Below are 26823 nucleotides of genomic sequence, written 5' to 3'. Positions count from 1 at the left end.
AAAGGAGGTGATACGTCATGCATATTGCCGCTTCCGGCTACTATGGAATGGGAAACTTCGGCGATGATTTGTTTCTTCACACCCTTCGACAAGTATTCCACGAACACCACGTCTATCCTTGGAATTCCCGACTGGATCCCCGTCAGACGGATGCCTTTATCATCGGCGGTGGCGATTTGATTACACCTTACTCGTTCAATTCGTATTACTTCCCTCCGCAGCTCAAAGGACAGCCTACCTGGGTTTACGGCGTCGGCATCGTCGATGCCTACCCGGAACACACCTGGCCTGAAGAGCAGGTATCCGCCTACCGGGAGATGATCTCCCAGGCAAAACGCGCGGTGTTCCGGGATGAACGATCGTCGGCCATCGCCAAGCGGGCTGGCTTTCACCGAAACGTCGAAACGGCCCCAGATATGGTATTCGGCTACCGTCAGCCCGACATCCCGGTAAAACGATTCTCGAAGCGTCCAACGATTGGCGTTGTTGTGTTTTCCTATGAATCGTTCCCGATGGATAATATGACCAAATTGCTGGGTCATCTTGTCGCAGCAGGCTATCATGCCGTCCTTATTCCGGTCATTCATCATCCGGGGAACGCGTATTCCGATTACAACACATGCCTGCAGTTACAGCAGAAGGTAAGGGAGCTAACGCCCGGCGCTTCCATTGAAACGCTGCCGTTTCTCATGGATATTGAGCTCACCTACAGTTTCATACAATCCGTGGACTATCTGATCTCGTTCAAGCTTCATCCTTCGCTGGCCGCTTTACGCGGAGGCAAGCCCGTACTGGCGCTCAGCACCATGGGCAAAGTGCACAGCCTGCTGAGCTCTTTTCATCTCGGCCAATACTTTACGGATTACCGTCAGCCGCTTGATGCGCTGGTGGATAGAACCGAGAGCTTCCTTAAATACGGCCCTGGTCACGTGCAGCAGATGATGCCGCTGATCCGGGCAGCCGAGAAAAAAAGCACAGCCTCGCTCCTCGATTTAAAGAATCACATCGAAGAGCACAACCGTTGGTAATACAGAAAGGAGAATGAGTATGTGTTGCTTCCTGTTCTGCAGAAAGCTTGCCGGACGAGTAAAAAAACTAACGCGGCAGGTCGAGCTTCTAAGCCAGGAAACCAGTCAATTAACCGTTAGGGTGGAATCGCTGGAGAGCCAGGTGCTCACGGGGCTAACCATTAATCCGGAACTGACTCAGTATTTCGAAGTCCGAACCGGTCAACAGGTTAGAGTAAGCACAACGTTTGTCACCTTGGAGGGGATCGTTTTGGCCACCGCCGAAGACGGCGTTCAGCTTCGTGAAGCATCCGGTGACCTTGTGCTGATTCCATTCGCCAATATTACTTCCGTTCAGTAATCCCGCTTAGGGATGCTGAAGATCAGCTCCAAACTTTCATTTACGGCAAGGAGGTTAACCGATATGCGCTACGTGGATTGGCTGCAAGGATTTATCGGCTCGGAAACCGAAGTAACCGTGTCGGGAGATGTCATCATCGGCACGCTGAACAAAGTGGGCGAGGGAACCATCACCTTAAAAGTACCGCCGATCATCTATGGCCCGCCAACCGATACCGCCATCATCCCGCTTCGCTCGATTGAATTCGTTCGAATCGTTTCTTCATAAGAATAAGTATGCATGGCTCTTGGACCGAACTGAACACGAAAAAGGACCGAAAGTAAATCTTTCGGTCCTTTTTGTATACCTGCTCGTTTTCGCTAGACAAGGGTCTAGTCTTGTTGTTCTTCAGCATTCTCTTCTTCTTTAATCAAACCCGCAAAGAGAGCATGCACAAACTGCTCCGAATCGAAGGTCTGCAGATCACCCATCTTCTCCCCCAAGCCCACCAGCTTCACCGGCAAATTCAGCTCTTGACGGATCGCGATGACGATTCCGCCCTTAGCCGTACCATCGAGCTTGGTTAACACGAGGCCGGTCACGCCGCTCTTCTCGCCGAACAGCTTCGCCTGGCTCAGCGCATTCTGTCCCGTCGTCGCGTCAAGGACCATCAGCACCTCGTGCGGGGCACTTGGAATTTCGCGTTGAATGACGCGGAAGATTTTGTTCAGCTCTTCCATCAGATTCGTTTTGTTCTGAAGGCGTCCCGCCGTATCGCAGAGCAGGACATCCGCCTGCCGCTGCTTGGCGGCTTGAACCGCATCAAACATGACGGCTGCCGGGTCTGAGCCGGGCTGCTGTTTAATGACTTCTACGCCAACCCGCTCTCCCCATACCTCCAGCTGCTCGATCGCACCGGCCCGGAAGGTGTCTCCCGCTGCGAGCAAAACCTTCTTGCCCTCCTGCTTGTAACGATGCGCCAGCTTGCCAATCGTTGTTGTTTTGCCGACTCCGTTAACGCCCACGAACAAGATGACCGTAATCCCGTCCGGATTCTCCCGCAGCTCGTTGCTGCTGTCATCACGGAGAAGTCCCATCAGCTTCTCGGACAATACCGGCTGCAAATCGGCAGCGTCCTCGATCCGCCGTTTTTTCACCTCGGCACGAAGATCGTCCATCAGATCCATCACCGTATTGACGCCGACGTCAGCGCCAATCAGAATCTCTTCCAATTCCTCGTAGAACTCCTCATCGATCTTTTTCCGGCGAATCACCAGGTCCGATACTTTCTCGATAAACCCCTTCCGGGTTTTCTCCAATCCGTCGCGGAACTGTTTTGTTACGTTTTCCGTTTTGCTGGAAATGCTCTCTTTTAACCTCTTAAAAAAGCTCATACGTACCCTCCATGTCGTTATGTTAAATTAGGCAATCTCCGCTTCCTCATTCTCAAGCTTGACGGATACCAGCTTCGACACGCCGCCTTCCTCCATCGTGACGCCGTACAGCACGTCCGCCTCTTCCATCGTTCCTTTGCGGTGGGTGACCACAATAAACTGCGTTTGTTCAGAGAATTCGCGCAGATACTGGGCAAATCGTACCACGTTCGCTTCATCTAGCGCCGCTTCGACTTCATCAAGCACGCAGAACGGAACCGGCTTCACCTGCAAAATGGCAAACAGCAGCGCCATAGCCGTTAATGCACGTTCTCCGCCGGAGAGCAGCTGCAGATTCTGCAGCTTCTTGCCTGGAGGCTGGGCGACGATATCGATCCCCGTCTCAAGCAATCGTTCCGGATCGATCAGGATCAGGTCGGCTCGTCCTCCTCCGAACAGCTTCGTAAACACCGTGCCGAACTCGCGCCGGATGGCATCGAAGGTCTGCTTGAAGCGCTTGGACATTTCATCGTCCATTTCCTTAATGACTTGGTAGAGCGTCGTTTTCGCTTCTACCAGGTCCGCCTTCTGCTCGCTCAGGAAGAGGTATCTCTCATTGACGCGCTGGTATTCTTCAATGGCCCCGAGATTGACGTCCCCCAGGGAAGTGATGGACCGTTTCAAATCACGAACTTCGTTCTGAGCGGCCGTGATGTCTTCCGGAATCGGATACCGCTGCTTGGCAAGCTCGTAGCTCAGCTCATAGTCCTCGCTTAACTTCTTCAATATATTTTCAAGCTCGACATCGAGCCGGTTTACCCCAATCTCGGTCTGGCGCAGCTGATCATCCACGGACCGCAGCTGGGTGCGCTGTTCCTTGGTTTCGCTCTCTTCCAGCTCCAGCTTCCGGCTTAGCGCGCTGCGTGCCGCCCGTTTGAATTCGAGCTGCTGCGTGGCTTCTTCCTTCTTCAGCTTGTACTGGTTCAGATCCTCGATCTGCTTGACGCTCTCGCTTTCGTTCTGACTTAGGTCCGCTTGAACGGAGGCCAGCATCGTGCGGTTCTGCTTCTGTTCCTTCTCATGGTTGTCAACATCCGATTGCAGGCGTTTCAGCTGCTCCTCAAGCGAGAAGGTTTCCTGATCCAGCTTTCCTTCGCGAACCTTGAGGGTTGTCAGCTGGCTCTGAAGCTCTTCCTTGGCCGATTCATTTGCTTTTCGGGCAAACTCTGCCGCTTGGATGGCCAGATGGGTGGACTTCTCTTCTTCCTCCAGCTCAGACAGCAGCTTCTGCGCGCGTTCACGGCTTTGCTGAATTTCCTTGGCTTCCTTCTCTTGACTGCTCTTCTCTTCGCCTGCCAGCTCGGCTTGCTCGAGGACGTGCCGCAGCTCATGCTCAAGCTGCTTGCGGTCGCCCGCAGCCTGCTGTTCCTCGATCCGTTTGTCGTCTCCGGCTTTGCGAAGCTCGTCCAGCTTATCTTGAGATTCAACCATTTGATTCCGAACGCCTTCAATGCCCTGCTGGAGCTTCTCCAGCTGCTTCTCGGTTTCCGAAATTTCCTGATCGAGCTGCTCCAGCTGCCGTTTGCGTCCCAGCAGGCTGCTTGTCTTTTTATGCTGACTGCCGCCTGTCATGGAGCCGCCTGCATTGACGACGTCTCCCTCTAGGGTGACAACGCGGAATCGATAGGAGAATCGCGCCGCGATTTTATTCGCTTGCTCCAGGGTCTCGGCGATAACGACATTGCCAAGCAGACTGCCGACGATGTTGCTGTATCTGGAATCATACTTCACCAGCTCGGAGCCAAACCCTACGAACCCGGCCTCCCCTTCCGCCAAGTGCCGGTCGGATGCCGATACGTTCCTTGGACGAATAACGTCCAAAGGCAGAAATGTCGCACGGCCTAACTGGCGCTGTTTCAGGAAGGAAATCGCCTGCCTCGATACGGATTCGTTCTCCATGACGATATGCTGAACCGACGCGCCAAGGGCGGTCTCCATCGCAAGCTCTAGCTTTTCCGGCACGCGAATAAGCTCGGCCACCGCACCATGGACGCCATGGAGCACGGATTTGCGCGAAGCCTTCAGCACTTCCTTAACGCCCAGCATAAATCCGTCAAAATCGTCCTGAAGCTCTTTCATGGTATCGCGACGGGATATTTGCGCTTCCCGCTTCTGCTCCCATTTCCGAAGGGCTCCCTGCGTCTCCTCCTGCAGTTTCTGCAGGGACTGATACCGCTCGCTTTCGCTGATGTAACCGCTGCGAAGGTCCGCAATTTCTTTGCCGAAACGTTCAATGCTTCGATCGATGCTATCTTTGCGACGAAGCAGATCTTCTTTCAAGGCTTCCCATTTGCCGGATTCCTCCTGCGCCCGGTTCATCCGCCGGTCGAGCGCTTCCTGCTGCTGGTCCGCATACCGGATTTCATTCCGCGCCTGCGCCATTTGGTTCATAAGCTCCAGCAAATTCCCCTTCAAGCTCTCTTCCTGCTGCTGGCTGATACCGCCGGTTACGCCAACCAGCTTCGCTTCTTCTGCCGACAGCTGATCCCGAACCAGGGTAAGCTCCTGCTGCAGATCCTGCAGCTTGCTCTTCATTCTCGCGAGCTCGCCTACACGCTCTTCCAGACGATGATCGCCCGAGTGCAAGCTTTCTTCCAGCTGCTCGCGCGTACGTTCCAGGTTGCGGCGGCGTTCCTTGAGCACCTCGCCATAACCCTCGCTCTTCTCGAACAGCTCACTGAATTGAAGCAGCTGACTTTGCAGATCCTCAACTTCCTGCTCCAGCTGGCGAAGGGCCGATCGGTCACTCTCCAGCTTGGCATCATGCGCGGATACTACGGTGGATAAGGCAAGCTGCTCTTCCTTCAGCTGTTCAAGCTTGGCATTAGCCTCGCTCCATGAGGTATGTATCTGTTCGATCTGATACACATACAGCGAAATTTCCTTGTGCTTCAGCTCCTCCCGGAGCTCCTTGTAGCGAATCGCCTTCTCGGACTGCTCTTTGAGCGGTCCGATCTGATCCTCCAGCTCGGTGACCAAATCATGGATGCGAAGCAGATTTTGCTCCGTTTCATCCAGCTTGCGCACAGACTCTTTTTTACGAGACTTATATTTAACGATCCCGGAAGCTTCCTCAAAAATCCCCCGGCGATCTTCTGATCGTGTACTCAGAATTTCCTCAATGCGGCCTTGTCCAATGATGGAATAGGCTTCTTTGCCGATCCCGGTGTCCATGAACAGCTCCGTAATATCCTTCAACCGGCAGGACTGCCTGTTAATGAAATACTCGCTGTCCCCGCTGCGGTGCACCCGTCTGGTTACGGTCACCTCGTTAAAATCCAGCGGCAGCACATGGTCCTCATTGTCCAGCGTAAGGGAAACCTCCCCATAATTGACCGCTTTACGCGCATCGCTTCCGGCAAAGATAATGTCCTCCATCTTGCCTCCGCGGAGGGATTTAGCGCTTTGCTCGCCAAGCACCCAGCGGATCCCGTCGGAAATATTGCTCTTGCCGCTGCCATTCGGACCTACAACGGCCGTGATTCCCCGGACAAACTCCATCTCCGTCTTGTCGGCAAACGATTTAAATCCTGCTAACTCGATCCGTTTCAAAAACATATTCGAACTATCACCTCTCCTGCTATTGTACCACAAGTAGAATCGGCTTCACCGCCGTCTTTGGACGAGGCCCATCAACGTTATAAGCAGCTGTCCCCTTTAACAAAAGACAGACAACGAAAAGAGCAAAAAACAGTCATCCTATCCGGGTCCGGTTATCCGCTTGACTGCTCTTTGCTCTTTGTTTGTCATCACATCAGCGAAGCTTTAGGCATCCGCACGTTTCAGCTGCTTTAAGGCTACCGCCGCTGCCTGCTGCTCGGCTTCTTTCTTGGATCTGCCGCTTCCGCGTCCAAGACATTCGCTTCCCATGTATACCTCCGAGACAAACTCCCGCTCATGCGCCGGTCCTCGCTCTTCTACGATACGATATTCCAGTGCGCCCATGCCGTGATGCTGGGTCAGTTCCTGAAGCTCGGTCTTATAATCGCTCATCTGCGGTCGACCGTTGACGGTCACCGTAGGGAAGACGTGGTCGCTCAAAAACCGGCGAACCGCTTCCAATCCCTGATCCAGATAAAGCGCCCCCACAAATGATTCGAATACGTCCGCAAGAAGAGCCGGGCGGGTTCGACCGCCCGTCATTTCCTCTCCTTTGCCTAGCAGAACGTATCGTCCAAAGTCCAGACTTACAGCAAATTGCACCAGGGAGGGCTCGCATACGATAGCGGCCCGCAGCTTGGTTAATTCGCCTTCCGGACGGTCCGGAAAAAGGTTGTACAAGAATTCGCTGACCGTCAGTTCCAGAACGGCGTCTCCGAGAAATTCAAGTCGCTCGTTGTCCTGGCTCTGACTGAAGCGATGCTCGTTTACATAAGATGCGTGGGTAAAGGCCTGCTTCAGCAGCATTGCATTGCGAAACTGGATTTGAAGTTTATGCTGTAACTGCTTCAGATCTCCACTCAACACACTGTCCCCTTACTCGGCGTATTTTTTCAGGATAATCGTGGCATTATGCCCGCCAAACCCGAACGAATTGGACATCACGACATCCAAATCGGCTTTACGCGGGTGATTCGGCACGTAATCCAGATCGCACTCCGGATCCTGATCCTCCAGGTTAATCGTCGGTGCAATGGTCTGGTTCTTCAAGCTCAATCCGCAGATAACCGCCTCGACACCGCCGGCGGCCCCAAGCAAATGACCTGTCATCGACTTGGTCGAGCTCACGGCCACTTTGTATGCATGGTCGCCAAGAGCCATCTTTACGGCCTTCGTTTCCGAGCGGTCACCCACCGGCGTTGAAGTCCCGTGAGCATTAATGTAATCCACGTCTTCCGGCGCAATGCCTGCGTCGCGGATCGCCATCTTCATGCAGCGGGCTGCCCCGTCCGGATCCGGCTCGGTAATGTGATGGGCATCGGCGCTAAGGCCGTAACCAACCACCTCGGCGTAGATCTTGGCTCCGCGTTTCAACGCGTGCTCAAGGGATTCGATGACGAGCACGCCGGCGCCTTCACCCATGACAAAACCGTCGCGGCCGGTATCGAATGGCCGGCTGGCCTTCTCCGGCTCGTCATTGCGGGTCGACATTGCGCGCATAGCGCAGAAACCAGCCATCCCCGTCGGACGAATGGTCGCCTCCGCCCCGCCGCAGATCATGACGTCGGCATCGCCGCGCTGAATCAGGCGATAGGAATCGCCGATCGAATGCGTTCCGGTAGCACAAGCCGTCACTTGGGTGGTGTTCGGCCCTTTGGCTCCCAGATTGATGGACATTTGGCCTGAGGCCATGTTGGCGATCATCATCGGAATAAAGAAGGGGCTTACACGTTTCGGGCCTTTTTCCAGCAGGATGTTATGCTGATCCTCCCAGGTTCCCAAACCGCCGATACCCGATCCGATGGAAACGCCGACCCGCTCTGCATCGGCATTTACGCCGATATCAAGACCGCTGTCCTCCAGCGCCTTCGAACCAGCCGCCACAGCTAGCTGCACAAATCGGTCCATCTTGCGGGCTTCCTTGCGGTCCATGTAATCCTCCGGGTTGAAATCCTTCATGGACGCAGCGATCTGCGTGGTGTAATCACTCACGTCAAACGCTTCGATTCGGGATACGCCGGACTTGCCTTCCATCAAACTGTTCCAGAATGTATCAAGATCTTGACCAAGCGAGGTCATGACTCCCATTCCTGTTACAACGACTCTTTGTTTCAAACAGACTCACCTCTATGTGGACTGCCCGTCCATCTATGAAACCGCAAGGACTCAAGATGAACCAAGGCAGTAATAATCTATCACTTGTTAGAACTAAAGCTTTGATTGAATGTGGAGAAGTCCCGCCTTGCTAAAGAACGGGACTTAACTGTAATGACTTAGGTATGAGATTGTATGTAGTTTACAACTTCACCTACGGTCGTAATTTTCTCCGCATCTTCATCAGAGATCTCCATATCAAACTCATCTTCCAACTCCATCACCAATTCAACTACATCGAGAGAATCAGCTCCAAGGTCGTCTTTGAAAGATGCTTCTAATGTTACGTCGGCTTCGTCAACACCCAGGCGGTCGATAACGATGCGTTTTACGCGTTCCAATACATCGGACATCCGGCTCACCTCCTCTTGGTCATTATACGAGATATGACTTCAAATTGCCATAGAAGGCATTTGAAAACGATTTAGCGCCCGGCGCGTCAAGCGCCGGAACAGCAGCGGCTCTACATGTACATGCCGCCATCCACATGCAGCACCTGTCCAGTCATATAAGACGCGCTGGAAGATGCTAGAAAAGTCACCACGCCGGCAATCTCTTCCGGCTGGCCAAGACGGGCCAGCGGAATTCCGCCAAGCAGGCCTTCGCGCATGTCCTCGGGAAGTTCACGGGTCATGTCGGTATCGATAAATCCTGGCGCTACCGCATTTACCGTAATGCCACGGGAAGCCAGCTCCCTCGCGGCTGATTTGGTCAGACCGATGACGCCGGCTTTGGCCGCGACATAATTGGCCTGTCCCGGATTGCCAAGCGCTCCGACAACGGAGGATATGTTGATAATGCGTCCATAGCGCTGCTTCATCATGGGACGCGTCACCGCTTTGAGGCAATTGAATACCCCTTTCAGATTCGTTTCGATCACCTGATCGAACTCCTCTTCCTTCATGCGCATGATTAGATTATCTCTAGTAATCCCCGCATTATTCACCAAGATATCAATTCGACCAAAAGTCTCTAACACCTGCTTAACCATCGCATCGGCTTCCTCGGTCCGTCCGACGTTGGATTTAACCGCGATCGCCGAAACGCCCTTTGCGCGTATCGCCTCCACAACCTCGGTTGCGGCCGCTTCGCTTCCTGCATAATTGACAGCAACGTTCGCGCCCAGATCGGCAAGTGCGAGGGCAATGCTCCGGCCGATTCCTCGGGAAGCACCCGTAACAAGCGCAGTCTGTCCTTTTAGAGCTTCACTCATACCTGTTCCTCCTTTCCAGAGTGATCCGGTTGGCATCAAAAGCTGTTTAAACAACCGTCTCCAAATTATTGACGCTCTCCAGACTATTCACATTCATGACTTTGACGGATTTATCAATTTTCTTGATCAAACCGCTGAGAACGCTGCCGGGACCAATCTCAACGAAGGTGTCCACGCCTTGAGCGATCATCCACTCCACGCTGTCATGCCACAGCACAGGGGAATAGACCTGCTCCACCAGCAAACCGCGGATGGCAGCCGCATCTTCCACCGGACGCGCCGTCACGTTGGCAACCACCGGTACGGAAGGTGCGTTGAATGAAGCCTGCTCCAGTTTGCCGGCCAGACGCTCAGCCGCCTCCTTCATTAAGGAAGAATGGAAGGGGCCGCTGACTTCCAGCGGGATAGCCCGCTTGCCGCCGGCTTCCTTGACTCTTTCTGCAGCAGCTGCAACGCCTTGAGCCGAACCGGAGATGACGATTTGCCCCGGGCAGTTCATGTTCGCAAGCTCTACGACATGCCCCTCTGCCGAAATGCCCTTGCACAGCTCGGCCAGGGCCTCCCGGTCTGCGCCGAGAACGGCTGCCATGGCGCCTTGTCCTCCGGGAACGGCAGCTTCCATGTATTCGCCGCGTGCTCTAACGATCGACACGGCTTCTTCGAACGAGAGCACGCCGGCGCACACAAGCGCACTGTACTCGCCCAGGGAATGGCCAGCAACGTAATCCGGCACGATTCCTTTGCCGCGAACGGCTTCCAGATAAGCCATGCTGGTTGCGAGCAGAGCCGGCTGCGTGTTGACGGTTTGCTTCAAATCTTCATCAGGGCCATTAAAAATAATGGAGCTGAGCGGAAATCCAAGCTGAGCATCCGCGGTTATAAATAAATCGCGTGCGGAAGGAACCGCATCATAGGCGTCTTTTCCCATTCCGACGGACTGAGCGCCCTGACCCGGAAATATAAATGCTGTTTTACCCAAAATCGTTGGCTCCCTTCTCTTCTTTCACTAGTCCTGTTAAATCCATTCGGTTTACCAGATGAGTACGGAGGAACCCCATGTCAATCCGCCGCCAAAACCAACCATCAGCACCTTGTCCCCTTCTTTCAGGCGGCCGGACTCCTGGGCTTCCACGAGCGCCAGCGGCACGGAAGCGGCCGAGGTGTTGGCATACTTGTCAACATTGATGACGACCTTCTCTTCCGGAAGCTCCAATCGCTCCATGGCCGACTTGATAATCCGGATGTTCGCTTGATGAGGAACGAATAAATCAATATCTTTTTTGTCGATGCCTGCTTTGGATAAGACGGCTTCCGTGGCAGTGCCCATGACCCGCACCGCAAACTTGAACACTTCGCGGCCGTTCATGTAAATGTAGTGTTTGTTGGTGTTAATCGTTTCAGCGGACGCCGGCAATCTCGAGCCGCCTGCCTCGATATACAGATGGGCCCCGCCCGCGCCTTCCGCGCCCAGATCAAACGCCTGGAAGCCGCGGCCTTCCGGCACTTCGCCGACGATCGCCGCTCCGGCGCCGTCACCGAACAGGACGCAGGTGTTGCGGTCGGTATAGTCGGTAATCCGGGACAAGCAGTCCACCCCGATGACCAGGGCGTTGTTGTACATGCCCGTTTTCACGAAGTTGGTGGCAGTGGCCAGGCCGTATACAAATCCCGAGCAGGCCGCGGACAGGTCAAATGCCGCTGCTTTCTTGGCTCCAAGCCGATCCTGGAGCAAACAAGCGGTCGATGGAAAGAACATATCCGGCGTAATGGTCGCCACAATAATCAATTCCAGATCCTCAGCCTGCATGCCGGCGGATTTCAACGCATTCACAGCAGCGTGATAAGCCAAATCCGAAGTCGCTTCGTTCGGCGCGGCAATATGCCGCTCGCGGATCCCCGTCATCGAGACGATCCATTCGTCGCTAGTATCTACCATTTTCTCTAAATCGCTATTGGATAAAATCTTTTCAGGCACGTATTTGCCTGTGCCAATAATACCGACCGGACGCAAATTGTTCATTTCCTCACTCACTTCCCGCTGATTTCATTCGAAATACTCTCTACCAACCGGTTCTGCAGCGCCGTACGCGCTTGACGAACCCCATTCTTGATGGCGTTCGCATCCGACGAACCGTGGCTCTTGACAACCAGGCCGCCCAGACCAAGCAGCGGCGCACCGCCGTGCTCCTTATAATCGAGCGTCGATTTCAAGCTGCGAAGCTCCGGCATCATCAACGCGGCCGCCATCTTGGTCTTAAGGGACTTGCCGAACTGCTCCTTCAACAGCGAAAAGAGTGCACCGGCTGTTCCTTCAATCGATTTTAACAGAATATTGCCCGAGAACCCGTCGCAAACGAGCACGTCGCAAACGCCGTTCATGACATCGCGCGACTCCACATTGCCAACAAAATGAATAGGCAATTCCTCAAGCAACGGGTATGCGTGCTTCGTCAATTCATTGCCCTTGCCCGGCTCGGTGCCGACATTTAACAGCCCGACGCGAGGTTTTGCGATACCGTGCACTTTCTCGCGATACAGGCTGCCCATCAGCGCATACTGCTGTAAATGCTCCGGCTTCGAGTCCATATTCGCTCCGAGGTCCAAGGCGAGCATCCCCTTGCCGTCGAGCGTCGGAATCATAGGGGCCAGCGCGGGGCGCTCAATCCCTTTCATCCTGCCCACGACGAGCAATCCGGTCGTCATGAGCGCTCCCGTGTTGCCCGCCGAGATCATGGCATCCGCTTCGCCTTCCCGAATCATCCGTCCCGCCACGACCATCGACGCATCCTTCTTCCGGCGCACGGCCTTAACGGGCTCATCCTCCGCTTCGATGACTTCGCTCGCATGAACCACCTTCAGATTGGACGGCTTGTCCTTCAGAAGGGCTCCAATCCGGGCCTCATCCCCGACGAGGATGATCTCGGTGTCGCTCCATTCCCGTGCGGCAATCAGCGCGCCGTCGACGTTGCTCTGGGGGGCATTGTCCCCGCCCATCGCATCAACCACAATTCTCATGCCAAATTTCCCCCTTCACTTATGTCATTCTCCTGCAGATCGGTAGATTACGAAATTTCCCTGAAACACCATTTCATCAGCGACATAAGTAAACACTTCCACCTTGGCCTTCCCCTTCTGGCCGGCAATGGACCTGACGTAGGCTTTGGCAATGCATTTCTCGCCGAGGCGCACCTGTCTCAAAAACCGTATATCCGCTGAAGACGTCAAAGCGATTTCTTCATTGATCACGGCAATGGCAAGCGAATTGGCCTGAGCGAACACATAATGTCCGCGGGCAATCCGCGTTTTGCTGAAAACATGTTCCTCACGGATTTCAAATATCGATATTCCGCTCTTGTCCAACTGCAGGTCAACGACATCCCCGATCACCTCTTCAAGCGACAAGGAACGAACCTGGTCATAGGAATGCTCCGCCATCTGCTTCATTCGCTCACGGAGCTCCGGGATGCCCAGTTCCATACGGTCAAGGCGTATCGTTTGAATGCTTACTTTAAGCTGGCGAGTCAACTCGCGGTCCGTAACAAAGGGATTCTCGTCGATCAGCTGAATCAGCCGCTGGTGACGGTCTTTCTTGGATAAACGATCGATGACGAAACAACTCCTTCTGCCGCTATGGTAGCCGCCAATCTTCAAACATACTTATATGTAAATTAGTCGCAAATATTAGAACCTGGTACTAATGTTAAGTATAAATCATGTCACGTTAAAAAGAAAGAGGGACTTGAGACAAAAAAAATAGCACCTCACCAAAGATGAAGTACTACTTATTTAGAAACTATTGTTTGATGATCTCTCTTGCTTTATACGTTCCGCACACTTTACATACGCGATGAGCAAGCTTCAATTCACCACATTGCTCGCATTTCACCATGCCTGGCACAGCCAGCTTAAAATGAGTACGACGCTTGTCACGACGTGTTTTGGACGTTCTACGTTGAGGTACTGCCATGTTCCCACCTCCTTATCAATTCAACCCGCTGAACACGGGTGCCATATCCATCATCATTTAAAGAAGTCCTTCAGTCCGGCTAGCCTAGGATCGATCACTTCCGTATCGCAGTCGCAGGCGCCTTCATTCAGGTCCTTGCCGCAATTCGGGCAGAGTCCCTTGCAGTCGGCTTTGCAAACCGGAGCTAGCGGCAGGTGGAGCAGAAATGCTTCTTCTACATAGGGAGTGAGATCCACACTCTCACCCTGCACGTATGTAGTATCGTCATCCTCATCCTGAACCACAGATTCAGGATCTTCCACCGGCTGGAACACTTCATGAAAAGGGATGTGCACGTGCTCGCTGATCGGCTTCAGGCAGCGGGAGCAATTCATCTCCAGCTCGCCTTGCAATCGTCCGCGAACATCCACCGAACCGGTAACCGACGGAGTTGCTTTCAAATCCACGTCTAATGGCTTAACCGCAACAATATCCTTCCGGTCCTTAATGGCATTGCTTACATCCACGGTTTGATGGAACTGTAACGGTTGATCGCTGGTTGTCAATTTACGAAATTGAATTAGCATATCCATCACTCCAAACAAACAAAGATTATTATACCGATTCCCAGAGAGTTTTGTCAACAGGATAACCCTAACAACCTCTATATTGTTACCCGATATTTCTCTTCATACTACCAGAATTATAACACTCCCGGGAGGGGGGCTTATGGTTGCAGGAACGTCATGCAATTATGTTATATTCTAATCAAGGAGTTGAAACGAATGAAAACGGTTGGCATAGTCGTTGAATATAATCCCTTACATAACGGTCATGTACTGCATTATCGCAGTTCCAAAGAAGTTTCGGGGGCAGATGCCGTCGTCGCGGTGATGAGCGGTCCGTTTCTCCAGCGAGGCGAACCTGCCATCGCTAGCAAGCGCGCTCGGGCGGAAATGGCCCTTGCCATGGGCGTTGACCTGTGCCTCGAGCTGCCGGTAACCTATGCCGTGCAGCCTGCGGAATGGTTCGCGTTCGGTGCGGTAGCCATTCTGGAAGCTACGGGGGTCGTGGACTGCCTTTCCTTCGGATCCGAAAGCGGGACGCTGGAGCAAATCCTGCCGTTGTCCCGTTCGCTCGCAAACGAATCCGGCGAGCTTCGATCCGAAATCGAAAAGCGCCTTCGGGAAGGCATGAACTTCCCATCTGCCTACGGCGCTGCCGCCGCTGTCCTTTTCGGTGAATCCGGTCCTGCAACGGCAACGACAGAGCTGCAAGAGCTGCTCACGCAGCCGAACAACTCCCTGGGGCTGCACTATCTGATCGCACTCCAGCGCCTCGGCAGCCGCATTACGCCCTATACCATTCCAAGAGTAAGCGCACATTACCACGATCCGCTGCCGGGAACGTCATCCATTGCCAGCGCAACCGCCATCCGGAACATTATTCTGTCACAAGGCTTGGAAGCGGCCAGACCCTATATGCCGGAATTCACGTACGACATCATGGAACGGGAAATCAAGAGCGGACTAGCTCCGGTCCATTGGGAGCAGTTTCGCCAGCCGCTGTTCCAAGCCCTGCTCACGCATACACCCGCTCAGCTTGAAAGCTTCCTCGAAGTAACCGAGGGCTTGGAGCATCGTGTTCAGCGCTCGCTATCGCAGCTGGAACAGCCGACGGTTGACGCCCTTCTGGAAGCCTTGAAGACCAAGCGCTATACGCGTACCAAGCTTCAACGCATGCTGATGCACATCATGCTGAATCATGACAAGGCATCGATGAATCGTGAAGAGCTCGCCAAAGGTCCGGGATATATCCGGGTCCTCGGCTTCAGCGAGACGGGGCGTTCGCTGCTGAAACGAATGAAGCGAAGCGCTTCACTCCCCGTCATTCATCAGCCGGCTAAGCTGGAGCATCCTCAGCTGGAGCGTGACCTGGCGGCAGCCGCCGTCTATGCTAACGGGCAACCTAGGCCCCAAATCGGAAACTACTACAGCGATTACCTGCTGCCGCCGCTCACCCCTTAGGCGGCAGCTCCTCCAAATAATCCACGGCATCCTGCAGGTCATCGACCGGGATCAGCTTCATATCCGTTTTGATCCGGTCCGCGCGCTTTTTGGCCTCATCGTAATTTTTTTGAGGCACAAAAAAGATATCGGCTTCCTTCCGGTCGGCAGCCACGATCTTGTGCTTCACGCCGCCAATAGGGCCTACGGCGCCTGATTTATCGATGGTACCCGTTCCGGCTACCCGGTAACCCTTGCTTAAATCCCCTTCGGTAAGCTGATTATAAATCTCAAGGGTGAAGATCAGTCCGGCTGACGGTCCTCCGATGTTGGTATTCGCAAAGTGAATGGTGTGATCGGGATCAGCCGGCTCCACGTTCTGCATCGTGGCAATCATGACGCCTAATCCCGGACGCTCCGCGCCGGTCTTCTCATCCTTTATACTTACAAGCTTCACCTGTTCCTTCACGGTTTTCCCCTTGCGTTCAAGCTCCACGGAAACCTCTTCTCCGATGCTTTTCCCGCTTAACAGGCTGGCGATCTTTTCATTATCCTCTGCAGGCTGACCATCGATCTTGATCAATTTATCGCCAGGCCGAAAATGCTCGGCATTGGCCGAATTCTCGGAGATCGACATCACGAAGACGTAAGCGGGCTCGATGCTGTAATCGATTCCGGCCTCCTGATAAGCGGCTTCCATCGCGGAAGACTGTGAAGAATTCATATAATACACTTGCGTGGCCGCATACTCGTCCTTGCTCTGATCGCCCATTTTTTCGGCCTTCTTCACGACCTCTGCATTAGGATTAAACGCGGACAGCATTAACAAAGCCATATTGGCATAGCTTGCCGACACGGTAGTCATCATGAACGTACCCTCTTCCGCCGGATCGCCCTTCTCGACATTGATCATGGGACGAACCTCTTCGGCACTCCCGGGCTGGTATACAAGATAAGGGGTCGGCATATAAACGACAACGTACAGCATGACCCCGACCAGCAACAAATACAGCGCAATTTTTAAGCCATTCGGTTTTACGGACTTCTTCATGGTTTTCCTTCCCTCCGCCTCATATATCCAGCCTTCCACCAAGTTTGGTCTGACGGTTGTCTCCTCTGCATAAAGTTGTACTAGCCATGTTTACGCCGAAAGGAGATTCCTTATGAATAAAGACAACGCCGTCAAGTCATCCAACGGACTGTGGAACACCATTCTTCTCGGTGCCGCCGCGTTCCTGCTTGTACTGGCCGTCGTCAGCGCGCCCGAACCCGCCTTCCAAGCCACCCTGCAAGCACTCAAGCTGTGGTGGAATATCGTATTTCCATCTTTGCTGCCTTTTCTCGTGCTGGTGGAAATACTCATCGCTTACGGCTGGGCCCACGGGGTTGGCGTACTGCTGGACCCTATGATGAAAAAAATATTCAAACTCCCCGGTACTGGCGGCTGGGTTCTTATAACAGGAATGACAGCCGGGTTCCCGGCAGGCGCTCAGGCCGCGGCCGGCATGCACAAACAAGGCGAGCTCCGTGCCGTTGACGCCGGCAGGCTTGCCGCTTTGGCCCATTTTTGCAATCCGATGACCATCCTCGTTGTCATCGGAACCGGCCTGCTGCATAAACCGGAAGCCGGTTATCTGCTGCTGATCGTCCACTGGATATCCGGCCTGCTGGCCGCATGGACATTCAGCCTATTCAGCAAATCGCCCTCTGCAGAAGCCGGGAAGCAGGGCGCACCCGTCGATAATGACCGGGTGAACGAATGGGCGAAGCGCCCGATTCTTCGACGGGCAGCCTCCGCCGCGCTGGACGCCCATCGACGGGATGGGCGAAGCTTCGGCAAACTCCTTGGCGAATCCGTTACCCGTTCGGTGCAGACCTTAATGATGACGGGCGGCTTTATCTTGTTCTTCGCCGTTCTTACTAGAGTATTGACCGGCCAGCTGCTGCCCCAGCTTCCATCCTATCTTGTGCCAGGGATATTGGAAGCCCATCTGGCCGCCCAATCGATCAGCTCCTCGGTGTTTCAAGCAGGGGCTCTGCAGCTGGCAGTCCTGTCCGCCGCACTGGCATGGAGCGGAATCAGCGCCCATCTGCAAAGCCTGTCGCTGATGCGGGAAGCCGGTCTCTCCTGGCGTTACTTTATGGCAAAGCGATTCCTGCATTCGATACTCGCCTTTGTCATTACATTGGCCATATGGAAACCGGTCAGCACCCTTTCCGCGGGGATCGTGCCGGCATTCCGAACGGAACCGATCGATCATGCCGATACGGAACAATTCTTCAATTTTTGGAGCGGACTGCCTTCTTTCCTGCAGGTTCAAGGTACGATCTGCTTGTTATTAATAGCGGCTTTCTGGCTGTGCTCCCGTTTTATCGGGCGTGATCCCCGCTGAATTTGCGGCGCAACGCCGCATCGACCTCGGGGCTGACCAAATCTGTAGTGTCGCCGTTAAAATGCGCGATTTCCTTCACAAGACTGGAACTCAAGAACGAATATTTCGGATGCGTCATCATAAAGATGGTCTCCGCATCCGGATTCAGCTTATGGTTGGTGGATGCCAGCTGAAGCTCATATTCAAAGTCGGTCACGGTCCGGATCCCGCGTACGATGACCTGGGCGTTCTTCTGACGGATATAGTTCGCCAAAAGGTCGCGGAAGCTGTCGATTTCCACATTCGGCAGATGCGCGGTCGCCTGTCTCAGAAGGTCCTTACGCTCGTCCACCGTGAAGAGCGGGTTCTTGCTTAAATTATTGAGTACGGCCACGATCAGCAGATCAAACTGCTTCGAAGCACGTGTGATGATGTCCATGTGTCCCATGGTGACCGGATCAAAACTTCCCGGATATACGGCAACGCGGTATGTACTAGTATTCTCATTTGTCATCGTGTAATTCCTCCTCATCAAGCTCCGTCGCTTGATCTTGCGCTGTGTCATAACGATATATCGATATGGCGGTTTCTCCGTATTTCGCGGTTCGGATACAATGAAAATCGCCAAATTCCTCAGCATAATTGTAACTTGATTCGTATTCCAATACCACCAGGGCTGAATCCTGCAGCAGCCCTCGCTCGGCCATATCCAGCATCAGTTCATCGCCGTTCTTGAACCTGTACGGCGGGTCCAAGAAGACCAGATCGAAGCCATAGCCTCGCTTTTCAAGCGCTTTAAGCGCCCGTGCCGCATCGTTGCGATATACCTCTCCGCTTTCCTCAAGCCGGGCCGCTTTCAAATTATCCTTGATCGTGCTGATGCTTTTCGGTTCCACATCAACAAAAACAGCACGATCCATCCCCCGGCTTAACGCCTCAATGCCAAGGCCTCCCGTGCCTGCGAACAGGTCAAGCGCGATTCCTCCCTCAAAGTAAGGGCCGATCATACTGAATATGGATTCTTTCACTTTATCCGTCGTCGGACGGGTGCTTGTACCCGGCACGCTTTTGAGCGGCCGGCCTTTTGCACTTCCGGATACTACTCTCACTGCTTCATTCACCCGTTTCATTATCTATAAATTAGATGCCCAGACAACGTCATGGACAGTGATTATCGTAACACAATCATCCCATATATGAAAAATGAAACGTAACAGCTCCCAACTTTTTTTCAGAGCAAGGTATATTTCTGCACCAGCCGGGCATCCTTGAAATATCGACATCAATGAATGTCGTAGACAACCGCGGAGAAGACTTACGTTTCCCCATAAGCTCTTCGTCCGGTTTCTCCTCTCCCATGAGGGAGTCACTTCGGTGGCTCCCGAACTAAATCCCTGTAACGGCAATGTCTATTACAGGGATTTAGTTCTTTTTTTATGTCCGAATTACTAATTGGGTACCGATTGGGCACCAACTTATTGATAACTGTCGCAAAATCATGGACGATAAAATAAAGCCACTCAAGAGAAAAATGAGCGGCTTGGTTTATTTCAATCGTCTTCTTCACCTTCATAAGGCTGTGGCTCTTCCTTCTCCGTGGGCTTTCTTAATATGTATCCGAGATCGTCCTTACAAACCAAATCCCACCCTTCCATAGATAAGTCATCAAGCGCTTCATATAAAGTGCAATTAATATTCATAAACTCATAGTCGCTGGACCGGAATGTCCACGTCTCCATTTCGTCATATATACCACGAGTAAGTTCCCCGTATTCAAAGCACTTAATCAGTTTCGGATTTTCAGTCAACAATGATATCACCTCTTTCACCTAGAGCTATCAGACATTGTCGGATGTGTTCTTTGGTCAACATGTCAATCAAATCATCAAGAACTGAATCCTCTTCCTCACCCGCAAAGTTGACCCTTACCCATAGTTTATATTTTTCATTAAACCTTGTGATTGAATTTTTTTCTTGGTCCCATAGATACTCGTTTTCTCCTATTTGCAAATACCGCGGTGTTACTCCATTCGAAGACAGATCATCTGTTTGATTCTTCTTTAAATAATCAGTTTTCATATTCGAGTCATACCCCCAATGAATTTATAGCTGATGCCAATTAATTCATCGGACAGAAGAAGCAATAAGTGCAGCTCTTCCGGTTTTTCTTGATATATGGACGATTCAACGCCTCCGATCGGTACCTGCCAAGCGAAAGGGAAAGTAACTTTTAAAATTAAAATCTGATCCCGGATCGGGGTCGTCCGCACCCGCAAGGCTCCTGAGATGCTGGAAGGACCCGGACTTCCTTTATTCAGAAGTGGTCGCATGCTATTAGATCAACAATACATGTAAAAAATGAATCACAGTGCCGATATATTATGCAGAGCAGTTGGAATGGTTTGTTTTACTGGAGAGGATGTGGAACTAATGGCTGGACGTAGAGAGTTTTATGAGAGTCAAGTCTCCGAGTTGGTGCTTCGCGAGAATGAAGAACTGTATGATGTTATGGAGGGGCCCTATGGTCTGATCGAGATTATAGCTGTTAAACACGAAAACTCAACGGCACTAGCTGACCTGCACCGTACTATAGCCGAGATCATGGTAAAACAAGCGAAAAAGAAAGCTGCTCAGGATAAAAAGGCCAAATAAATAAATCGATCCTGGCATAAAAAAGCCCCTCATTACCGCAATGTCATTTAGTTAAGGCTCAGGACCAAACATCAAGAAAAGAGCAGGTTATCGAAAAGATAGCCACGCTCTTTTTTTTGTATATGGCATAAAAAGACTTGACAAGTCGTTAGAAATGTGTGGCGAAGCCCCTTGAAAAACGAGGAGGTTTTGCCAATGAATGAGTACGCGAACGCGCTAAAACAAACACTGACATCCCTCATACGAGAGATGTCAGCCGATCCAGCACCTTATGTCAAAAACCCTGAAAAGGATTTTACCCGAAAGAAAAAGCTGCCCTTTGAAACGGTCATGCAGCTCCTGATCTCCATGGGCGGCAATAGCATTTATAAGGAACTCTTGGAATCTCAGGGCTATAACGTACACACCGTGACCACGTCTGCCTTTGTCCAGCAGAGGAATAAAATCCTGCCAACTGCTGTGGAATCCTTATTTCACAAATTTACGCAATCGTATACGGATATCAAGTACTACCGAGGATATCGATTGCTTGCCATTGACGGTTCGGATTTGCATATCGCAACGAACCCTGCCGACACGGATACATATTTTCAAAGTCAACCGAACACGAAAGGCTTTAACCTTCTGCATTTGAACGCAGCCTATGACTTGTGCAACAGACTTTACGTGGATGCCATTGTTCAGCCCCGTAGGTTGTGGAATGAGGGCAGGGCACTGGCCGATATGGTGGACCGCTCCCCCATCCAAGGAAAAGTCATTGTTATTGCCGATCGCGGCTATGAGAGCTACAACAATTTTGCGCATATTGAACGTAAAGGGTGGAACTACGTCATACGCGTAAAGGATTTGAACTCCAATGGTATTCTTTCAGGCTTGCGTTTGCCCACTAGCGGAGAATTTGATCTTGACGCTCAAGTGATACTCACCAAAAAACAAACCAAAGAGGTCAAGGCTCATCCTGAAATGTACAAGTTCGTCCCTTCCCATTCCTCATTTGAATTTGTGGATTTGCAGAAGAACTTGTTTTACCCGATTTCCTTTCGGGTTGTTCGTTTCCTCCTGCCTACTGGCGCTTATGAAACCGTCATTACCAATCTATCTGCAGACGAGTTCTCACCCGTCGAAATCAAGTCCATTTACAGCATGCGATGGGGTATTGAAACCTCATTCCGGGCATTAAAATACACCGTAGGTCTTACGAGTTTTCACGCAAAAAGACAAGAGTCCATCGCTCAGGAGATTTTCGCAAGATTAATCATGTACAATTTCGCCGAAATGATTACCTCGCACGTAATCATTTCCCGAAAAGATAAACAGCACCAATACCAAGTCAACTTCACGGTTGCCGTTCACGTTTGTAGACATTTCCTGCGCTCGCGGGACGATGAACCCCCGCCTAATGTAGAAGCGCTGATAGGTAAGAATATTTTGCCGATTCGACCCATCCGCCCAGGACAGCAGAATACGCGCAAAATCCGCTACAAATCAGCTGTTAGCTTCGTTTATAGAGTAGCATAAACCGGCCCCAATGAACATTTTTAAAGCGGGTATATCGTCCGCTTAGTTTGCTGTACGCATTTTCACTTGTCTCCATGAGAAAACAAACGGCACAGGGCGCTTCCCCATGCCGTTTCAGAATCCATCGTATTTCCAATCTTGCCTTTGAGCTTATCTTAATGACATTGCTCATTACCGAGGGGCAATTGTTGGACCGTTCCAGTTGGTCAAACTGTTGATCATGTGAATGAAGCCATCCTCCAAGGAAGAGACAATCAATACTACAGCAGCTATTCCAAAGCTAATCGCTACTGTTGCTTTTAGTGCTTTTTTAGGTATGTATTCCATTCCACGTTATCCTCCTTTCTTAGATCAGTACGTTTTCCCGTCAGCAAAAGTTTCAATAAAAGCTAAAGGCAAATTCATCATGACAAGAGCGACGGGAAGGAATTTTGATGTTGGATAATTCTTTGTGAAGGTTTTTGTATCCTATCGTCGAATTATGGCTGTTAAGGATATTTAACCACGTTGGAGGATTATATATGGATTTTGATTTGGGTGGATTTTTAGGCGGCGTATTAGGCGTATTTGGAGCGTACGGCATCGCTGTTTGGCAAATACGTAAGCAACGGCAGGCGGAAAAACCGACTAAGGATCGCAAAGCTTACGGTCTGGCAACCATTCTGAGCCAAGAACTAAATTCAGCCTGGGGCTATTTTACAACAGAGAATTTACAATATGGAGAACTTTTTAGAAATGTAATTCAAATGAATCATCAATTACAGAAGCATCTGCCTGAGGCAATCGAGACAGACAAGAAACTTGTTTCAATAATTACTAAAACAATTGACGGGTTGTCTGCGATTAGCGAGAAGTATTCAAAGGAAGACCGCAATCACGATAATTTCATGGCTTATGAAACTGAACTTCTTACTTATACAGAATTTATGCGCAATAAGTGTCACGATTTGATTGAGGAAATAAAGAAACGCAATCAACAAGACTTTTAAGCGAAATGCCCGCTGAAAGGAGCGTTCTTATCACTCGAATCACCTCCTCCCTCAGAATTTATGTAAAAGAAAAAGCACCCTGAATGGGTACTTCACCATATTATTTATAACCATCATCTAACTATTATTTTCCACTTCTTTAGTATCATCATTTTTTTCTTCAGTAGGTACAAAAAATAGCAAACCATACAAAAACGTCCCAAATATAAACACGAGCATACTAGATATATCAAAAACTTTATTTATGTCTATTTTTAATTCAAAGTTATAAACAAGACCTCTTATATTGAAATATAGAAGAGCGAATGTATATAAATTTACAGCTATATTATCATAAGCCTTCATAGTTTTAGGAAAATAATAAGGTTGCCTTTGTTTGAGATTATAATGACGTACATAAAAAGCCATAAGAATCAAAATAATCAACATTAACATAACTAGCAACCCTAACATTAAATGAATTACGTTTATTAACGATAGCCAGTCACCATAATATGTTTATTAGCTATTGAAACTAATTTCGTTACATATTCAGGAAACAACCTCTTTACTCCTCCAAAAAGGAATACAACTACAAATAATATCACCATCACTCTAAAGAAGGTTAAATTCTTAAGTTCTTTGAGCCCCGTAATCAACTCCACTAAAAACACTCCCATTTTGTGTAAGTTATAATTTCATTATCACACAAATTCAGGAATAGGACATCAACATATTCGGCTAGCTTTAATTTTGTATTATAAAATCAACAAATGCGGGGGATCTCAACAGCCCCGCCTTCGTCCAGTTCCGGATTTTCACCTTCGCTCTAATCCGCGGCTCCAGATGAACAAAGTTCTTATCCTCTCCGGTTACAAGCTGCTGGCTCACTCCATAGAAAGCACGTTTGGCTTTCGGCGGAATACCGAGTTCAATGATCCCTGTCGGCCGCAGCCGCCCCGACTCCGTAACCACGGACGTAAGCCATCCGAACTCCTCTTTCCGGTATCCGGTGATAAACACCTCGGCATAAGTCCAGTTGATGACCTTCTGCCAGTTAGGGGATCGGCTGCTCTCATAGATGCTGTTCATCTTCTTGCCGACCATTCCCTCAAGTTCTTGGGCTTCCAACTGCTCAAACAATGCCTCGCCTGCGCCTTCTACAAACGGCACAACACCGAAATGCGGGTTCGGCATGGTAATACTGTTCAGGATCTCTTTCCGACGAATCAGGGGCAATTTACGAAGGTCCTGGCCCTTATACCGAAGGATATCGAACACGACATAGGTCACGGGCAATATGTCCATGAGCTGCCGGATGCGCTGCTCCTTCTTCGCTTGGAAGCGAGTCATGACGTTTTCGAAATCCACCAGCCCCGTCTCCGGATCGGTACAAGCAACCTCGCCATCCAGGAGGATGTCATCGTCAAAGGGTGCCAGCAGCTCAGGGTACTGTTTTGTACACTCGGTCTCATGCCGTGTATACAACCGGATTCGGCCGTCCTCCTGCGAGAACAACAGCCGGTGCCCGTCTATCTTTGGTTCAAATATATAATTGTCATGGCTGAATGGGCCACTCGCTGTTTCTAATAACATTGGACTTATGAACATAAAAACACCTCTCATTCGATTATACCTATTGGTATGTTCGAAGGGAGGCGGTAAGTCTTGTTAATTCAATTCCTTGCTATAGCAGCGTTTGCCCAAAACACAGCCTGCTCCAGGTTGGTCATCGCCAGCGACTTCTCACGGCTGTCAGGGGCCTTCTGATCGATCAGGTACGCCAACTCCTTCGCCTGATCCCGGATCTCCTGGTAAATCTCCGGCTGTCCAGGCTTCGGTGCGTGGTAACTGAAATTGTTCTCGATCTGTTGGTTCATATCTTTTCACCCCTTTCGATTTAAAAGAAAAAGCCGCTCATTGAGCGACTTTCTGCTATTCAAACTTGTTATATTCTTATTAACTGACGAATCTCTGTCTGCCACCCAACTATTCAAAATTGTCTGACTTAGCACTCAGTGCATCACTTACCCTCTGCATATATCATGAGAAGCTCCGAAGAGAATGGATCAGGCTTTGAAGTGACAAATATTTTTTTAAAATTTTTGGCTAGCTTTTTCAGTAATACACTGGCCGCAACATCATCCTCATTCCAACCATAGCAATAAAACATGAAATAATCGGATAGGTTCAATTGTTGCTCAATATAATCAATGAACATTATTTCTTTCTGATTCAAAATAATCGGTTCTATATCTTCGAGGAAAGGCTCATATTGAAAGACAGCACTCCCCATGATTTCCATTTCCCCTACTTTCATTTCGTTTGTAAGTGCTACAATAAATGGATTCAACAGAGATTTCTCATATAATTTTTTATATAGATCATAGATTTTTATTTTTGTATCTATATCGGATAGCATCGCAGCAATAATCATCATATTTTTTTTGTAAACCACATTCAAGGAATCAAAGACAGAAAGCAAACTAGATAATAACTCATTACTTACCTTGCTTCCCTCATTGGGATAACGAAGCTCATAAACTAATTTTTCCTTTTTATGCGCTTCTTTATTCTTAACTCCACTGTAATAGACATAAAATTGATACAATGATAATTGAATGTTTATGTTTTCAACGATAACATCTGCTATTACCTTTGGGTCGAATACTGATTCCGTGAACTCTATATCACCATCAACAATTGTTCGGGTTACTATTTTATTGTCTCTGACAGAATGCACTTCCTGTTTAATCGTATCTTGATGCATAGAAGCAACATCATATTGATCGTTAAATGCCTGCCTATCGATTTTAGAAAGAATCTTCATATTAATAAAACTCCCTTAAATAGGATTTATCAAACCAGGTCAACGAATGGCTGAATAAAAATGGCGTGCAGTCTTGTGCGCTGCACGCCAATATTACACTTTTGTTCACGCGTCATGATCTCATTACTTTAAGTAGGAACGAATTGATTTATAAGTACCTTTCGTTATCGAAGAAAACATCTGCGTCAGACCATCCACCTAATAAAGAAACAGTAGCATAACCCTTCCACATTACCAAATCAGTATCATAATCTATGCGTATATCGGTTTCTTCTGTAACATACACCACCTTATTTGGTGGGATAGGAACGTAATTAATCTCCTCTCGTTGGCCTTCCACATTTGTGGAAAAAGCCGCATAACCCTTGACCCTGTTGATTAAGGCAGATATGCCACCACCTTCAACCCATATTTCTAAGTGTACAGAAACACGGCCGGTTACACCATTAACTTTGTAAAACCCGTATGTAGGACGTACTTTAACAACAGCAACATCAACTGCTTGAACGCTTGCTCCAGGTGTCGTACTTGGTCTAGTAACCTCAACTTCGATTACCTCAGCAGTTTCATTGAGCTTCTCGATTACTCGAGTGGCTTCTTCTTCACTTAGCTCTGAAATTGGGGTAGCGGATCGCCCTTCTGTGATTGCTGTCTGTAAGTGTTTTCCCTCAGGTGAAACCTCGGCTGAAACGACTCCCATAGCCGAAAAAACTAGAGCAAATGCCAACAAGAACGAAAGTAATCTTTTCGCATTAAACATCAAGATACATCCTCTCTTTTCATA

The 26823-nt window shown here is 50.3% G+C and carries 30 protein-coding genes; 8 read left to right on the top strand and 22 right to left on the bottom strand.

Going from position 1 to position 26823, the window contains the following annotated elements:
• The first annotated feature begins 17 nt into the window (after positions 1–17).
• From AC3RCL_RS09895 to AC3RCL_RS09885, 3 genes are all read left to right on the top strand, one after another.
• Positions 18–1028, top strand: a complete 1011-nt coding sequence (locus AC3RCL_RS09895) for a polysaccharide pyruvyl transferase family protein (protein ID WP_213579210.1) — start codon at positions 18–20, stop codon at positions 1026–1028.
• Positions 1029–1041: 13 nt separating this feature from the next.
• Positions 1042–1368 (top strand): hypothetical protein, encoded by a 327-nt coding sequence (locus AC3RCL_RS09890; protein WP_249732758.1) that lies wholly within the window; start codon positions 1042–1044, stop codon positions 1366–1368.
• A gap of 63 nt (positions 1369–1431) precedes the next feature.
• Positions 1432–1635: a hypothetical protein gene (locus tag AC3RCL_RS09885; protein WP_015736366.1), complete on the top strand. Its 204-nt coding sequence runs from the start codon at positions 1432–1434 to the stop codon at positions 1633–1635.
• Between the two features lie 104 nt (positions 1636–1739).
• Here the strand turns inward: AC3RCL_RS09885 and ftsY are convergent, their stop codons facing one another.
• The 12 genes from ftsY to AC3RCL_RS09825 form a co-directional block, all read right to left on the bottom strand.
• Positions 1740–2741, bottom strand: coding sequence for a signal recognition particle-docking protein FtsY (gene ftsY / locus AC3RCL_RS09880; protein ID WP_213579211.1), 1002 nt, complete (start codon positions 2739–2741; stop codon positions 1740–1742).
• 27 nt (positions 2742–2768) lie between these two features.
• The gene (gene smc / locus AC3RCL_RS09875; RefSeq protein ID WP_096776722.1) at positions 2769–6338 is read right to left on the bottom strand and encodes a chromosome segregation protein SMC; all 3570 of its coding nucleotides are present in this window, start codon (positions 6336–6338) and stop codon (positions 2769–2771) included.
• Positions 6339–6545: 207 nt separating this feature from the next.
• Positions 6546–7244, bottom strand: a complete 699-nt coding sequence (gene rnc, locus AC3RCL_RS09870; RefSeq protein WP_036663972.1) for a ribonuclease III — start codon at positions 7242–7244, stop codon at positions 6546–6548.
• 12 nt (positions 7245–7256) lie between these two features.
• Positions 7257–8495, bottom strand: coding sequence for a beta-ketoacyl-ACP synthase II (fabF, locus tag AC3RCL_RS09865; RefSeq protein ID WP_015736369.1), 1239 nt, complete (start codon positions 8493–8495; stop codon positions 7257–7259).
• Positions 8496–8653: 158 nt separating this feature from the next.
• Entirely contained in the window at positions 8654–8887 is a 234-nt protein-coding gene (acpP, locus tag AC3RCL_RS09860; RefSeq protein WP_006211375.1) for an acyl carrier protein, read from the bottom strand.
• 110 nt (positions 8888–8997) lie between these two features.
• The gene (gene fabG, locus AC3RCL_RS09855) at positions 8998–9747 is read right to left on the bottom strand and encodes a 3-oxoacyl-[acyl-carrier-protein] reductase (RefSeq protein ID WP_009594984.1); all 750 of its coding nucleotides are present in this window, start codon (positions 9745–9747) and stop codon (positions 8998–9000) included.
• A 46-nt stretch (positions 9748–9793) separates the two neighbouring features.
• On the bottom strand, positions 9794–10726 hold the full coding sequence (gene fabD / locus AC3RCL_RS09850; protein WP_492535303.1) for an ACP S-malonyltransferase: 933 nt from the start codon (positions 10724–10726) through the stop codon (positions 9794–9796).
• Positions 10727–10777: 51 nt separating this feature from the next.
• Positions 10778–11767 carry a beta-ketoacyl-ACP synthase III gene (locus AC3RCL_RS09845; protein ID WP_009594985.1) on the bottom strand — a complete coding sequence of 330 codons (990 nt, stop codon included), beginning with the start codon at positions 11765–11767 and terminating at the stop codon, positions 10778–10780.
• Positions 11768–11775: 8 nt separating this feature from the next.
• A complete protein-coding gene (plsX, locus tag AC3RCL_RS09840; RefSeq protein ID WP_015736372.1) occupies positions 11776–12762 on the bottom strand; it encodes a phosphate acyltransferase PlsX in 987 nt (328 codons plus the stop codon).
• A gap of 24 nt (positions 12763–12786) precedes the next feature.
• Positions 12787–13398, bottom strand: coding sequence for a transcription factor FapR (gene fapR / locus AC3RCL_RS09835; RefSeq protein WP_015736373.1), 612 nt, complete (start codon positions 13396–13398; stop codon positions 12787–12789).
• A 142-nt stretch (positions 13399–13540) separates the two neighbouring features.
• A complete protein-coding gene (gene rpmF, locus AC3RCL_RS09830) occupies positions 13541–13714 on the bottom strand; it encodes a 50S ribosomal protein L32 (RefSeq protein ID WP_006211382.1) in 174 nt (57 codons plus the stop codon).
• 53 nt (positions 13715–13767) lie between these two features.
• Positions 13768–14280 carry a YceD family protein gene (locus AC3RCL_RS09825; protein ID WP_304147404.1) on the bottom strand — a complete coding sequence of 171 codons (513 nt, stop codon included), beginning with the start codon at positions 14278–14280 and terminating at the stop codon, positions 13768–13770.
• A gap of 198 nt (positions 14281–14478) precedes the next feature.
• Here AC3RCL_RS09825 and AC3RCL_RS09820 point away from each other — a divergent pair, with 198 nt between their 5' ends.
• Positions 14479–15720 (top strand): nucleotidyltransferase, encoded by a 1242-nt coding sequence (locus AC3RCL_RS09820; protein WP_375120324.1) that lies wholly within the window; start codon positions 14479–14481, stop codon positions 15718–15720.
• Here AC3RCL_RS09820 and AC3RCL_RS09815 read toward each other — a convergent pair.
• Positions 15710–16750, bottom strand: a complete 1041-nt coding sequence (locus AC3RCL_RS09815; protein ID WP_036673913.1) for a SepM family pheromone-processing serine protease — start codon at positions 16748–16750, stop codon at positions 15710–15712. The genes AC3RCL_RS09820 and AC3RCL_RS09815 overlap by 11 nt on opposite strands.
• Positions 16751–16862: 112 nt before the next feature.
• Here AC3RCL_RS09815 and AC3RCL_RS09810 point away from each other — a divergent pair, with 112 nt between their 5' ends.
• Positions 16863–18092 (top strand): nucleoside recognition domain-containing protein, encoded by a 1230-nt coding sequence (locus AC3RCL_RS09810; RefSeq protein WP_492535302.1) that lies wholly within the window; start codon positions 16863–16865, stop codon positions 18090–18092.
• On the opposite strand, the gene coaD is transcribed toward AC3RCL_RS09810, so the two are convergent.
• The 3 genes from coaD to AC3RCL_RS09795 form a co-directional block, all read right to left on the bottom strand.
• Positions 18070–18585 carry a pantetheine-phosphate adenylyltransferase gene (coaD, locus tag AC3RCL_RS09805; protein ID WP_009595333.1) on the bottom strand — a complete coding sequence of 172 codons (516 nt, stop codon included), beginning with the start codon at positions 18583–18585 and terminating at the stop codon, positions 18070–18072. The genes AC3RCL_RS09810 and coaD overlap by 23 nt on opposite strands.
• Positions 18575–19180 (bottom strand): 16S rRNA (guanine(966)-N(2))-methyltransferase RsmD, encoded by a 606-nt coding sequence (gene rsmD / locus AC3RCL_RS09800; protein WP_492535301.1) that lies wholly within the window; start codon positions 19178–19180, stop codon positions 18575–18577. Before rsmD ends, coaD begins: the two co-directional genes overlap by 11 nt.
• A 691-nt stretch (positions 19181–19871) precedes the next feature.
• Positions 19872–20150, bottom strand: a complete 279-nt coding sequence (locus tag AC3RCL_RS09795; RefSeq protein WP_492535300.1) for a hypothetical protein — start codon at positions 20148–20150, stop codon at positions 19872–19874.
• A gap of 351 nt (positions 20151–20501) precedes the next feature.
• Between AC3RCL_RS09795 and AC3RCL_RS09790 the strand changes: the two genes are divergently transcribed.
• Positions 20502–20723: a hypothetical protein gene (locus AC3RCL_RS09790; protein WP_492535299.1), complete on the top strand. Its 222-nt coding sequence runs from the start codon at positions 20502–20504 to the stop codon at positions 20721–20723.
• Positions 20724–20918: 195 nt separating this feature from the next.
• On the top strand, positions 20919–22241 hold the full coding sequence (locus AC3RCL_RS09785; RefSeq protein ID WP_492531316.1) for an IS4 family transposase: 1323 nt from the start codon (positions 20919–20921) through the stop codon (positions 22239–22241).
• 171 nt (positions 22242–22412) lie between these two features.
• On the opposite strand, the gene AC3RCL_RS09780 is transcribed toward AC3RCL_RS09785, so the two are convergent.
• Entirely contained in the window at positions 22413–22568 is a 156-nt protein-coding gene (locus AC3RCL_RS09780; RefSeq protein ID WP_492535298.1) for a hypothetical protein, read from the bottom strand.
• Positions 22569–22762: 194 nt separating this feature from the next.
• Here AC3RCL_RS09780 and AC3RCL_RS09775 point away from each other — a divergent pair, with 194 nt between their 5' ends.
• Positions 22763–23230, top strand: coding sequence for a hypothetical protein (locus AC3RCL_RS09775; protein ID WP_492535297.1), 468 nt, complete (start codon positions 22763–22765; stop codon positions 23228–23230).
• Between the two features lie 117 nt (positions 23231–23347).
• Here the strand turns inward: AC3RCL_RS09775 and AC3RCL_RS09770 are convergent, their stop codons facing one another.
• From AC3RCL_RS09770 to AC3RCL_RS09750, 5 genes are all read right to left on the bottom strand, one after another.
• Positions 23348–23665: a hypothetical protein gene (locus AC3RCL_RS09770; protein WP_492535296.1), complete on the bottom strand. Its 318-nt coding sequence runs from the start codon at positions 23663–23665 to the stop codon at positions 23348–23350.
• Between the two features lie 291 nt (positions 23666–23956).
• On the bottom strand, positions 23957–24820 hold the full coding sequence (locus AC3RCL_RS09765; RefSeq protein ID WP_492535295.1) for an ATP-dependent DNA ligase: 864 nt from the start codon (positions 24818–24820) through the stop codon (positions 23957–23959).
• A gap of 65 nt (positions 24821–24885) precedes the next feature.
• A complete protein-coding gene (locus AC3RCL_RS09760) occupies positions 24886–25089 on the bottom strand; it encodes an Acb2/Tad1 domain-containing protein (RefSeq protein WP_492535294.1) in 204 nt (67 codons plus the stop codon).
• Positions 25090–25232: 143 nt separating this feature from the next.
• A complete protein-coding gene (locus AC3RCL_RS09755) occupies positions 25233–26039 on the bottom strand; it encodes a hypothetical protein (protein WP_492535293.1) in 807 nt (268 codons plus the stop codon).
• 148 nt (positions 26040–26187) lie between these two features.
• Positions 26188–26799, bottom strand: coding sequence for a hypothetical protein (locus AC3RCL_RS09750; RefSeq protein WP_492535292.1), 612 nt, complete (start codon positions 26797–26799; stop codon positions 26188–26190).
• Positions 26800–26823 lie beyond the last annotated feature (24 nt).

It is taken from the genome of Paenibacillus sp. MT86 (genome assembly GCF_058792535.1).
This window is presented reverse-complemented; position numbering and strand designations above follow the sequence as displayed.

Bases quoted from the DNA above. Each gene is read 5' to 3' on its own strand.
- plsX (WP_015736372.1), bottom strand. From the start codon at position 12,762: ATGAGAATTGTGGTTGATGCGATGGGCGGGGACAATGCCCCCCAGAGC.
- AC3RCL_RS09770 (WP_492535296.1), bottom strand. From the start codon at position 23,665: ATGTTAATGTTGATTATTTTGATTCTTATGGCTTTTTATGTACGTCAT.
- AC3RCL_RS09825 (WP_304147404.1), bottom strand. From the start codon at position 14,280: ATGCTAATTCAATTTCGTAAATTGACAACCAGCGATCAACCGTTACAG.
- smc (WP_096776722.1), bottom strand. From the start codon at position 6,338: ATGTTTTTGAAACGGATCGAGTTAGCAGGATTTAAATCGTTTGCCGAC.
- AC3RCL_RS09810 (WP_492535302.1), top strand. From the start codon at position 16,863: ATGAATAAAGACAACGCCGTCAAGTCATCCAACGGACTGTGGAACACC.
- AC3RCL_RS09815 (WP_036673913.1), bottom strand. From the start codon at position 16,750: ATGAAGAAGTCCGTAAAACCGAATGGCTTAAAAATTGCGCTGTATTTG.
- AC3RCL_RS09890 (WP_249732758.1), top strand. From the start codon at position 1,042: ATGAGTATGTGTTGCTTCCTGTTCTGCAGAAAGCTTGCCGGACGAGTA.
- AC3RCL_RS09795 (WP_492535300.1), bottom strand. From the start codon at position 20,150: ATGAAAACTGATTATTTAAAGAAGAATCAAACAGATGATCTGTCTTCG.
- AC3RCL_RS09820 (WP_375120324.1), top strand. From the start codon at position 14,479: ATGAAAACGGTTGGCATAGTCGTTGAATATAATCCCTTACATAACGGT.
- AC3RCL_RS09845 (WP_009594985.1), bottom strand. From the start codon at position 11,767: ATGAACAATTTGCGTCCGGTCGGTATTATTGGCACAGGCAAATACGTG.
- AC3RCL_RS09885 (WP_015736366.1), top strand. From the start codon at position 1,432: ATGCGCTACGTGGATTGGCTGCAAGGATTTATCGGCTCGGAAACCGAA.
- acpP (WP_006211375.1), bottom strand. From the start codon at position 8,887: ATGTCCGATGTATTGGAACGCGTAAAACGCATCGTTATCGACCGCCTG.
- ftsY (WP_213579211.1), bottom strand. From the start codon at position 2,741: ATGAGCTTTTTTAAGAGGTTAAAAGAGAGCATTTCCAGCAAAACGGAA.
- AC3RCL_RS09790 (WP_492535299.1), top strand. From the start codon at position 20,502: ATGGCTGGACGTAGAGAGTTTTATGAGAGTCAAGTCTCCGAGTTGGTG.
- rpmF (WP_006211382.1), bottom strand. From the start codon at position 13,714: ATGGCAGTACCTCAACGTAGAACGTCCAAAACACGTCGTGACAAGCGT.
- AC3RCL_RS09760 (WP_492535294.1), bottom strand. From the start codon at position 25,089: ATGAACCAACAGATCGAGAACAATTTCAGTTACCACGCACCGAAGCCT.
- AC3RCL_RS09765 (WP_492535295.1), bottom strand. From the start codon at position 24,820: ATGTTCATAAGTCCAATGTTATTAGAAACAGCGAGTGGCCCATTCAGC.
- fabG (WP_009594984.1), bottom strand. From the start codon at position 9,747: ATGAGTGAAGCTCTAAAAGGACAGACTGCGCTTGTTACGGGTGCTTCC.
- coaD (WP_009595333.1), bottom strand. From the start codon at position 18,585: ATGACAAATGAGAATACTAGTACATACCGCGTTGCCGTATATCCGGGA.
- AC3RCL_RS09780 (WP_492535298.1), bottom strand. From the start codon at position 22,568: ATGGAATACATACCTAAAAAAGCACTAAAAGCAACAGTAGCGATTAGC.
- AC3RCL_RS09785 (WP_492531316.1), top strand. From the start codon at position 20,919: ATGAATGAGTACGCGAACGCGCTAAAACAAACACTGACATCCCTCATA.
- AC3RCL_RS09750 (WP_492535292.1), bottom strand. From the start codon at position 26,799: ATGTTTAATGCGAAAAGATTACTTTCGTTCTTGTTGGCATTTGCTCTA.
- AC3RCL_RS09775 (WP_492535297.1), top strand. From the start codon at position 22,763: ATGGATTTTGATTTGGGTGGATTTTTAGGCGGCGTATTAGGCGTATTT.
- AC3RCL_RS09895 (WP_213579210.1), top strand. From the start codon at position 18: ATGCATATTGCCGCTTCCGGCTACTATGGAATGGGAAACTTCGGCGAT.
- AC3RCL_RS09755 (WP_492535293.1), bottom strand. From the start codon at position 26,039: ATGAAGATTCTTTCTAAAATCGATAGGCAGGCATTTAACGATCAATAT.